The 10118-nt window shown below is 64.7% G+C and carries 9 protein-coding genes; 2 read left to right on the top strand and 7 right to left on the bottom strand.

Annotation, left to right across the window (positions count from 1 at the left end; all coding sequences use genetic code 11):
• From dapB to EN914_RS11455, 6 genes are all read right to left on the bottom strand, one after another.
• The coding region (dapB, locus tag EN914_RS11430; RefSeq protein WP_127389083.1) for a 4-hydroxy-tetrahydrodipicolinate reductase at positions 1-529 on the bottom strand (529 nt) is incomplete at its 3' end.
• Between the two features lie 8 nt (positions 530-537).
• On the bottom strand, positions 538-2631 hold the full coding sequence (locus EN914_RS11435; protein ID WP_024504280.1) for an ATP-dependent helicase: 2094 nt from the start codon (positions 2629-2631) through the stop codon (positions 538-540).
• 97 nt (positions 2632-2728) lie between these two features.
• On the bottom strand, positions 2729-2902 hold the full coding sequence (locus EN914_RS11440) for a hypothetical protein (RefSeq protein WP_013532459.1): 174 nt from the start codon (positions 2900-2902) through the stop codon (positions 2729-2731).
• Between the two features lie 393 nt (positions 2903-3295).
• Positions 3296-4462, bottom strand: coding sequence for a M20 aminoacylase family protein (locus EN914_RS11445; protein ID WP_024504281.1), 1167 nt, complete (start codon positions 4460-4462; stop codon positions 3296-3298).
• A gap of 33 nt (positions 4463-4495) precedes the next feature.
• Entirely contained in the window at positions 4496-5722 is a 1227-nt protein-coding gene (locus EN914_RS11450; protein WP_024504282.1) for a Zn-dependent hydrolase, read from the bottom strand.
• A complete protein-coding gene (locus EN914_RS11455) occupies positions 5719-6927 on the bottom strand; it encodes a diaminopropionate ammonia-lyase (RefSeq protein WP_024504283.1) in 1209 nt (402 codons plus the stop codon). The genes EN914_RS11450 and EN914_RS11455 overlap by 4 nt, the downstream gene beginning before the upstream one ends.
• A 72-nt stretch (positions 6928-6999) precedes the next feature.
• On the opposite strand from EN914_RS11455, the gene EN914_RS11460 reads away from it, so the two are divergent.
• Positions 7000-7509: an Lrp/AsnC family transcriptional regulator gene (locus EN914_RS11460; RefSeq protein WP_050580486.1), complete on the top strand. Its 510-nt coding sequence runs from the start codon at positions 7000-7002 to the stop codon at positions 7507-7509.
• A gap of 81 nt (positions 7510-7590) precedes the next feature.
• Positions 7591-8733, top strand: a complete 1143-nt coding sequence (locus EN914_RS11465; protein ID WP_024504285.1) for an NAD(P)/FAD-dependent oxidoreductase — start codon at positions 7591-7593, stop codon at positions 8731-8733.
• Between the two features lie 26 nt (positions 8734-8759).
• On the opposite strand, the gene EN914_RS11470 is transcribed toward EN914_RS11465, so the two are convergent.
• Positions 8760-10118 (bottom strand): molybdopterin-dependent oxidoreductase (locus EN914_RS11470; protein WP_164778712.1); only part of this gene is annotated, 1359 nt, incomplete at its 5' end.

A 10118-nucleotide genomic window follows, 5' to 3' on the forward strand; every position in this document is an offset into this window, starting at 1 on the left:
TTGCGACCGTCTCCAGATCAATGCCGCGTCCGCCGGCTGCGGCATGCCCCAGCATCAACGCCGTTCCCGATGGCGCATCGACCTTGTGGCGATGATGCGCCTCGACAATCTCCACGTCCCAGTCATCGGGGTCGAGTGCCCGCGCCGCCTGCTCGACCAGTCCGACCAGCATGTTGAGCCCGAGTGAAAAGCTGCCGGAGCGCACGATGGCAATCGTTTTCGCGGCGTCGGCGATCGCAGCCAATTCAGTCGCATCGAAACCGGTCGATCCGATGACCAGGGCCGGCCCGCCGCGCTCGGCGCAAATCCTGGCCAGGTCGACCGAGGCCGCCGGCGTCGTGAAGTCGATGACCACATCGGCCATGGCAAGCGCCTCCTCGCGGCTGACCAGCCCATCGCCGACAGCGCCGGGCCGATGGAACCGCGCAGCGAGCGCCAGCCGTGGATCGACCCGCACGGCGTCCGTCATCTGGCGGCCCATGCGGCCGAGCGCGCCGGCGATGGCGATCCTGATCGGCGGCTGCGGCATGGCCTCGGCTATTTCCACATGCCGCGCATGCGCGCGCCGATGTCGACGCGCACCTCCGGCCGGGCTGCCCTGCCCTGTGCTGCCTGTGCGCTCGGCCACGACACCTGCTGGAATGCGGCAAGGATCGAAGCCGGGATGAAACGGGTGCGCGAGGCATAGAGATGGCGGTCGCCGCGCGCCGCCTGGCCATGTGGAAAGAAACGCTGCGGCATGACCAGGTTGAGATTGTCCTTGGCCCGCGTCATTGCCACGTAGAGCAGCCGGCGCTCCTCCTCGATGTCTTCCTTGGTGCCGACGCCGAGATCGGCCGGGATGCAGCCGTCGACGGTGTTGAGCACGAAGACGTTCTTCCACTCCTGGCCCTTGGCCGAGTGGATGGTCGACAGGATCAGATAATCCTCGTCGCGATGCGGCGGCCCAGCCTGGTCGCTGGTGGCGTCCGGCGGATCGAGCGTCAGTTCGGTCAGGAAGCGCTCGCGCGAGGCATAGCCCGAGCCGATCTGCTCAAGTTGCAACAGGTCGGCCCGGCGCGTCGTCGCGTCCTCGTGGATGCGTTCCAGATGCGGCTCGTACCACAGCCTGATCTGTTCGAGGTCGGCCGGCCATCTGGCGGCGGCGCGCAGGCCGGAATAGAGCGAGACGAAGCCAGGCCAGTCATCGGCAGCGCGTTGCGGCGGACGCCAGCCGGCCAGCCCCATGGCCTCGTCCAGCGCCGTCGTCATGGTCTCGACGATCTGCGCGGCGGCCGAAGGGCCGATGCCAGGCAAGAGTTGCAATACGCGAAAACCGGCGACACGGTCGCGCGGATTTTCGGCAAAGCGCAGCACCGCCAGCACATCCTTGACATGGGCGGCATCGAGAAACTTCAGGCCTCCGAATTTGACGAAGGGAATGTTGCGCCGCGTCAGTTCGATCTCCAGCGGCCCGCTGTGATGCGAGGCGCGAAACAGCACCGCCTGGGATTTCAGCGCTGTGCCCGCCTCGCGCTCGGCCAGGATGGTGTCGCAGACGAAATTGGCCTGCTCGACTTCGTCGCGCACGGTCACCAGTTTTGGCCTGTCGCTGGATTTGCGCTCCGACCACAGGTTTTTGGTGAAGCGCTCCGAGGCTTCGCCGATCACCGCGTTGGCGGCAGCAAGGATGGTCTCGGTCGAGCGGTAATTGCGCTCCAGCATCACCACGTCGGCGGCTTGCGCGAACTGATTGGGGAAGTCGAGGATGTTGCGAACCTCGGCGGCGCGGAACGAATAGATCGATTGCGCATCGTCGCCCACCACCGTTAGCCCGGCGCCGTCGGGTTTCAGCGCCATGAGGATCGAAGCCTGCAGGCGATTTGTGTCCTGGTATTCGTCGACCAGCACATGGTCGAAACGCCCGCCCAGATGCGCCGCTATCTCGGGCTCCGCCGCCATCTGCGCCCAGTAGAGCAGCAAATCGTCGTAATCGAGCACGTTTTGCGCCTGCTTGGCCTCGACATAACCGGCGAACAATTCTTTCAGCTGCTCCGCCCAGCCGGCGCACCAGGGAAAGGCGGAACCCAACACCTCGTTGAGCGGCGCCTGCGCGTTGACGGCGCGCGAATAGATGGCAAGGCAAGTGCCCTTGGTGGGGAAGCGCGCTTCCGTCTTCGAGAAGCCGAGCTCGTGGCGGACCAGGTTCATCAGGTCCGCGGAATCCTCGCGGTCATGGATGGTGAAGGCCGGGTCGAGACCGATCTCCAGCGCATAGTCGCGCAACAGCCGCGCGCCGATGCCGTGAAAGGTGCCGGCCCAGGTCAGCGCATCGGTGATGACGGCTGCATCGCGGCCGAGCACCTCGCCGGCAATACGCTCGACGCGCCTGGCCATTTCGGATGCGGCGCGGCGCGAAAACGTCATCAGCAGGATGCGGCGCGGGTCGGCGCCCTTGACGATCAGATGAGCGACGCGATGCGCCAGCGTGTTGGTCTTGCCAGATCCGGCGCCGGCAATGACCAGCAACGGGCCGGCGATCTGACCGGCGCCGTGCTCGACGGCCTGGCGCTGGGCATCGTTCAGCCGCGCGAGATAGGCAGGCTGGACGGTCGGTTCCCGAAAGGTCGAATCAGCGGTGGCGAGGTTCATCGCCCATCAAGCATCGTTTCTGCTTTGTTCGCAACATCGATGCGGGCACACCTAACCCATGCAGGACTGGGGCCGGTCTGAAGAGAAGGGATCGCGGCTAGCGTTGCGGATCGACACCCATGTCGGCCGACTGCCGTCGCAAGGTCTCGCGATCGGGTTGCGACGGCGGCAACAGCAGCGGGTCGACCGTATCGGGCACGTTTTCGACCATCTTCCTGGCGATGCGATAAGTGACATAGGCGAAGGCGCCGGCGACGAGCAGACGGAACATGGTGCAACACTCCTTTGGAGCAGAACCAACCGTAGAAACAGCCTTTGGTTCCCTTGCCAATCGTCCACGCGCGCAGTCGAAGATGGAGGGCGGTTTCGCCGGCGCTCCCGATGCATTCTCGAGGCAACCGGAGGCGGAACTTGGCCTTTGCGAGGCTCGCGTGCTGCCGCAACCCGCTGTGGCGTCCCGGACGAACTTTTGGAGAAGAAGGCCGGCGCCGCTTGGGAGGAGTGAAGCGCCGGCCAAGCGGATAATTAGGTCCGCCGCACAGTAAGGCTAGCTGAGTCTTTCCCTTGCGTCATCGGAACATTGTTTTTGTTAACAGCGTATCTGCCCGCGACTCTACCCATATCCGGCTCGCGATACGCATGTTTGACAATCGTGACGCCGCGATCATCTCCCGGCCGCGAGCCTTTGCCTGACCAGCGCGACATGGAAATTCGTGCCGAACAACAGCCCCTCATCGTCGAAGTCGTAGCTGGAATTGTGCAGCGGCGCCGAACCCTCGCCATTGCCGAGGAAGGCGAAGCAGCCCGGCACACGGTCGAGGAAGCGGGCGAAATCCTCGGAGGCGGTCATCGGCTCGCGGGCGACGGCGATGTTGCCGGGTTCGAAGACGCCTCTGGCGGCGGCGAATGCGGCATCGACCAGTTCGGCATCGTTGCGCAGCGGCACGAACTCCCTGCTGTACTTGACCTCGGCGGTGACATTGTAGGCGGCGGCGATGCCCTCGGCGATAATGCGCATCTGCCGCTCGATCTCGGCGCTGACCTCGGGACGGAAGCTGCGCGCATCGCCGAGGATGCGGGCAAGACCGGGCAGAGCGTTGCGGGTGCCGTCGGTGATCAGCTCGGTCACCGAAACCACGGATATGTCGGCCGGACTCAGCCGGCGCGAGACGATGGTCTGCAGATTGGTTACCAGCGCGCAGGCGGCGACCAGCGTTTCGTTGCCCGCATGCGGCCGCGCGGCATGGCCGCCGAGCCCTTTGAGCACGATCTCGAAGTTGTCCTCGGCCGACATTATGGGTCCGGCACAGGTCTCGAAATGCCCGATCGGCAGGCCGGGCATGTTGTGCAGGCCAAAGATCTCGTCGAAGGGAAAGCGCTGCATCAGCCCATCGTCGAGCATGGCGAGCGCACCCCTGCCCCATTCCTCGGCCGGTTGGAAGACGAAGCGCACGATGCCGTCGAAACCGCCCTCACCGGCCAGCAGCTTTGCCGCGCCGAGCAGCATGGTGGTGTGGCCGTCATGGCCGCAGGCATGCATGATGCCGGGATTGCCGGACCGGTAAGATGCGTCCGATTGTTCTGATATGCGCAGCGCATCCATGTCGGCCCTCAGCGCAATCGCCCGGTTGCCGCTGCCGCGCTTCAGCGTGCCGACGACACCGGTGCCGCCGACGCCTTCGGTGACATCGTCCAACCCAAATTCGCGCAGTTTGGCGGCGACGAAGGCTGCGGTACGCTTCTCCTCGAAACCGAATTCGGGATGCGCATGCAGATCGCGCCGCCAGAAAATCATCTCCTGCTTCAGCGCGTCGCGATCGAGTTCAGACATTCTTCTGCCCCTTCTGCTTCTGCCCCTTCTGACCTACTTTGCCAGTTGCGCGGCCACATCAAGCAGGATGTTGGCGCCGGCAACAAGCTCGGCGTCATCGGTGTGTTCGCGCGGACTGTGACTGATGCCGCCAACGCTCGGCACGAAGATCATCGCCGCAGGCGCGATACGCGCCAGCATCTGCGCGTCGTGGCCGGCGCCTGATGTCATGCGCCTGACCCCGAGGCCACGGCGTTTCGCGGCGGCCTCGATTTGTTCGACGATGCGCAGGTCGAAGATCACCGGTTCGAAGCGGGCCAGTTGCTCGACCGAAACCGTCACGTTCTCAGCGGCGGCAAGCTGCTCGAGATAGGCGGCAAGCGCCGCTTCCGCCGCCTGCAGGCGCTGTTCGTCGGGATCGCGCAGATCGACGGTGAAGACCGCGCGCGAAGGGATGACATTGATGGCATTCGGCTCGAAGCGGATCGTGCCGACGGTGGCGACGGTCGGCGCGTTCGAGGCTTTGGTCCGGTCGAGCAGGAAGGTGATGACCCGGGCGGCGGCGTGGCCGGCATCGTTGCGCATCGACATCGGCGTGGTGCCGGCATGGTTGGCGACGCCGTCGATGGTGATGCGCTGCCAGGAGATGCCTTGCAGATTCTCCACCGCGCCGACCGGCAAGCCTTCGCGCTCCAGCACCGGCCCTTGCTCAATATGCAGTTCGAGATAGGCGTGCGGCGTGAGGAAGCCGGGCTCCCGGTCGCCGGCATAGCCGATGCGGGCAAGCTCCTGCCCGAGCACGCTGCCGTCGGTGCCGACGGCCGCCAGCACCGTTTCGGCATCGATGCCGCCGGCGTGGACCAGCGAGCCCATCATGTCGGGTGTGTAGCGTACGCCCTCCTCATTGGTGAAAGCGGCGACCGCGACCGGGCGCGACGGCGAAAAGCCCGTCGCCTTGAGCGTCTCGATCACTTCCAGCCCGGCAAGCACCCCGTAGCAGCCGTCATAAATGCCGGCATCGATGACGGTATCGATGTGCGAGCCGATGAGCAGCGGCGCTTGCCCGGTAATTTCCGGGTTTTGCCAGATGCCGAAAATGTTGCCGACCCGGTCGATGGCGACATCGAGCCCGGCCTGCCGAAGCCAGCCGACGAAGAGGTCGCGGCCCTGCCTGTCGGTGTCTGAGGCGGCCAGCCGGGTCAGCCTGCCCTCGCCATCCCGGCCAACAGCGCCGAGTTCGCGAATGCGGCCGAGCAGGCGCTGCGCATCGATGGCGATCATGCCGTTGCCTCGGCTGTCATCTTGCCTTCCAGCACATCGGTCGGGCTCATGCCAACCAGTTCGGCGTAGCGATGCGGGTCGGTGGCGCCTTCGGTGTTGATCACCAGCACCCGCGATTTGCCGTCAAGTCCAAGATCGGCCCGGTTGTCGGCCACCGCCCGGATCAGCCCGGCAAGGCCGACACCACCGCTTTCGCCGGCGACCATCACCGGGTCACCGCCGGCCGGCCAGGCCAGCCGCCGCATCACCGCGATGGCCTCGTCCTCATCCACCGTCATGAAGGCGTCGGCGGCGCGCGCCAGCACCCGCCAGGCGACCGGCGAGGCTTCGTAACATTCAAGCATGGCCATCACCGTCGGCTGGCCGTGCGCGACCTTGACCGGGCGCCCGACCTGGGCGGCTGCAAAAACACAAGCGGCACGCGCCGGCTCGACCACGATGAAGGTCGGCCTGGCGTCACCGAGCACGGTGGCCAGATGACCGGCCAGCGCGGCGGCAATGCCGCCGACACCGGCCTGCACGAAGACGTGGGTCGGCGTCCGAGGGAGTTGGCGCAAGGCTTCGCGTACGATCGCGGTATAGCCCTGCATGACCAGGCCGGGAATGCGCTCATAGCCCGGCCACGAGGTGTCGGAGACCACAGTCCAGTCCTTGTCGGCCGAAACCTGGGCAGCTTGCCTGACCGAATCGTCATAATTGCCGTGGACGCGGATCATCTCGGCGCCATAGCGGGCGATCGCCGCGATGCGCTCCTCGCTGACGCCGGCGTGGACGAAGATCGCCGCCCGCGCGCCGACGAGTTGCGCGCCTTGCGCGACGGAGCGGCCATGGTTGCCGTCGGTCGCACAGGCAAATGTCATCGCCGCGGCGACCGCCCGCACATCAGGCCGATCGAGATCGGCCACATCGAGGAGCCGGCCAAGGCGACTGCCGGCCTCCTCCAGCACCAGGCGGAAGACGGCATAGGCGCCGCCAAGCGCCTTGAAGCTGCCGAGGCCGAGGCGAAAGCCCTCATCCTTGGTATGGATGGCGCCCAGTCCGAATTCGCTGGCGAGCGCCGGCAGCGCATGCAGCGGCGTCATCCGGTGATTGTCGCGGTGGCTGAGAAAACGCTCGACCGTGTCGGCTCCGGCCACGCCAAGGGTTTCGGCATCGATCGGATCGAGCGGCCGGCGGTGCGATGCGTTGCGGTTGAGCAGGAACATTGGCCGGTCCCGTTGGTCAGCGAGAACATATTGCAGGAGCAACGCAAAGAGCGCTGTAATATGGTCTCTTAAATGCAAGTTTGTTTCGTCCAGGATATTCCATTGCCTGCATTGCCGTCCTCGCTCGATAGTTTCGATCTCGCCATCCTTGCCATCCTGCAGCGCGACAACACGACGCCGCAGCGGTTGATCGGCGAGGCGGTGAACCTGTCGGCGCCGGCGGTGCAGCGCCGCATCAAGCGCATGGAGCAGACCGGCGTTATTGCCGGCAATGTCGCTGTCGTCGAGCCGGCAGCGGTCGGCCAACCCATCACCATCTTCGTCGAGGTGGAACTCGAGAGCGAACGCGCCGAACTGATCGACGCGGCCAAGCGGCAGTTCTCGGCGACCCCTGAAGTCCAGCAATGCTACTATGTCACCGGCGAGGCCGATTTCATCCTGGTCATCGCAGTGGCCGACATGGGCGCCTATGAGGCGCTGACGCGAAAACTGTTCTTCGACAGCAACAATGTCCGCAAATTCCGCACGTTCGTTGCCATGGACCGGGTCAAGGTAGGGTTGACGGTGCCTTTGCCTGTCTAAATATTTGTCGCGCGGCAGGCCTTTACTTTCCCACCATGTTTTTGACATTCTCGGGCTGTGAATTCTGCCGCGGAGGCGCGCTTGGACGACACCACCCCAGTTGCGATCATCGGTGCCGGGCCGGCGGGCCTGGCCATTGCCGCGTGCCTGCGGCAGAGCGGGCAGGATTTCGTCCTGCTGGAAAAGGAGCAGCAGGCCGCACCCGCCTGGCGACGCCACTATGAGCGCGTCCATTTGCACACGGCCAAGCGCTTTTCCTCGCTGCCCTTCGCGCCCTTTCCCAGGGACTATCCGCGTTATGTGCCGCGCGATCTCTTCGTCGACTATCTCGATGCCTATGCGCAACGTTTCGATCTGAGGCCGCGATTTGGAGAAACAGTGCGGGCGATCACCCGGCGGGGCAGAAGCTGGCTCGTGGATACGACGACCGGCCCCTTGCATGCTTCAAACGTTGTGATTGCATCTGGCAACAACGCAGAGCCGCTGATGCCCGGATTTGCCGGCGCCGATACCTTCAAGGGCCGAAAGCTGCATAGCGCCGACTATCGCAACGCAATGCCTTTCGCCGGCCGGCCGGTGCTGATCGTCGGCATGGGCAATACCGGCGCCGAGATTGCGCTCGATCTGGTGGAAGGCGGTGCGCGGCCGACGATTTCGGTGCGCGGCGGCGTTCATATCGTACCGCGCGAACTGCTTGGCGTGCCCATCCAGATGATCGGCATGGCGGCGCGCCTGATGCCGCAGCGCATCAACGATGCCTTGTTTCCCATCATCCTCGATCTGGCGTTGGGCAGGCTCGGGAAATATGGGCTCAGGCGGCCGCAGCAAGGAATGCTGCAGCAGATCGCGCTCTCGTCGCGCATTCCGACGATCGATATTGGCACGGTGCGCAAAATACGCGAAGGCGCGATCAAGGTCGCACCCGACATTGCCGAGATCACCGAACAAGGCGCCCGTTTTACCGACGGCAGGCATGGCGAGTTCGACGCGATCATCTTCGCCACAGGCTTCCGGCCCGGCTACGCCAAATTGCTGGAGCCCGGTGTTCAGCCAGAGCGCAGCGGCGTCAATGCGAGGGCTTCAGAGCTTGGCCTCTATCTCATCGGCTTTCACAATCCGGTCACCGGATTGCTGCGCGAAATCTCGATCGAGGCCGAGCAGATCGCCGACGACATCAGTCTTAGGCGAAACCGAAAGAAGGTGGCCGAAGCCCTGCCGGTATAATTTGACGCGAGAGCATCTGAGTTCTCTCACCTTGCCGCGCGCAGCCAGACCTTGTTGTCGTGGAAGGCAGCACCCCCATAGGGTGCAGGCGCGTCGGCGCCGGTCAAAACGTTGATGCCCTCGCCGCGCTCATGGGCGCTGTTTGGCCAGATGCCTTCGGCGATCACCACGCCACGCTTGATGCCGTCGAACAATTTTGCATGCAGCACGACTTCGCCGCGCTGGTTGCCGACCTCGACACGGTCGCCATCGGCCAGCCCAAGTGCCGCGGCATCGTCGGGATGTAGAAGCAGTTCCGGGCGGCCCTCCCTGGCTTTCGACACCGGTGTTTCCGAGAATGTCGAATTGAGGAAGTTGCGCGCCGGCGACGTCGTCAGCCGGAACGGGTGGGCTTCGTCGGCGACCTCGATCAGGTCGACATGGTCGGGGAATTCCGGCAGCCGCGCCACCGGGCCGAACAGGCCCATGCTTTTGGGCGGCCGGTTGGGCGCCGCCTGCCCGGTCCAGTTGGCGCGGAAGCGGAATTTTCCATCCGCGTGGCCAAATCCGTTGATGAAGTGTGCTGCCTCGAAATCCGGCTGCAGGTCGACCCATTTGTCTTGCTTCAAGCTTTCGAAACTGCCCAGCCCGCGCTTGCCCAGGATGATGTCGATATGCTGCTGCTCGGTCAGGCCGAAACCCGGACGGTCGGCGACACCGAGGCGATCAGCCAATTGCTCGATGACGAAGTGGTTGGTGCGCGGTCCCTCCGGCGGCTCGATCAGCTTGGGGCCAAGCGTGATGTGCTGGTTGCCGCCGCCCTTGTAGACATCGTCGTGCTCGAGGAACATCGTGGCCGGCAATACGACGTCGGCAAGCTTGGCCGTGTCGGTCATGAACTGCTCGTGCACGCAGGTAAACAGGTCGTCGCGCAGGAAGCCTTGCGTCACCAACCGCTGCTCCGGCGCGACATTCACCGGATTGGTGTTCTGCATCAGCATCGCCGTCACCGGCGGGCCACCATAGAGCGCATCGCTGGCACCGGTCAGCACCGGGCCGATGCGCGAATGGTCGAGATAGCGGATCGAGGGATCGCGCATCTTGATGCCTTCGAGCACATCCTGGTTGAGCTTGAAGATGCCGGAATTGGAATGGAAGGCGCCGCCGCCCTCATATTGCCAGCTGCCGGTGACAGCCGCGATGCACGAGGCGGCATGCATGTTGACGGCGCCATTGCGCTGGCGTGCAAAACCATAGCCGAGGCGGAAATAGGTCTTCTTGGTCGTGCCGACGAGGCGGGCGAAGGCCTCGATCTCGGCGACCGTCAAGCCGGTGATCCCGGCCGCCCACGCCGGAGTGCGCGTCTCGAGATGGGCTTCCAGCCCTCTCGGGTCGTCGGTGTATTT

The organism is Mesorhizobium sp. M7A.F.Ca.CA.001.08.2.1 (assembly GCF_003998455.1).
Lineage (GTDB): Bacteria > Pseudomonadota > Alphaproteobacteria > Rhizobiales > Rhizobiaceae > Mesorhizobium > Mesorhizobium ciceri.

Bases quoted from the DNA above. Each gene is read 5' to 3' on its own strand.
- EN914_RS11450 (WP_024504282.1), bottom strand. From the start codon at position 5,722: ATGATCGCCATCGATGCGCAGCGCCTGCTCGGCCGCATTCGCGAACTC.
- EN914_RS11435 (WP_024504280.1), bottom strand. From the start codon at position 2,631: ATGAACCTCGCCACCGCTGATTCGACCTTTCGGGAACCGACCGTCCAG.
- EN914_RS11440 (WP_013532459.1), bottom strand. From the start codon at position 2,902: ATGTTCCGTCTGCTCGTCGCCGGCGCCTTCGCCTATGTCACTTATCGC.
- EN914_RS11460 (WP_050580486.1), top strand. From the start codon at position 7,000: ATGCAAGTTTGTTTCGTCCAGGATATTCCATTGCCTGCATTGCCGTCC.
- EN914_RS11455 (WP_024504283.1), bottom strand. From the start codon at position 6,927: ATGTTCCTGCTCAACCGCAACGCATCGCACCGCCGGCCGCTCGATCCG.
- EN914_RS11445 (WP_024504281.1), bottom strand. From the start codon at position 4,462: ATGTCTGAACTCGATCGCGACGCGCTGAAGCAGGAGATGATTTTCTGG.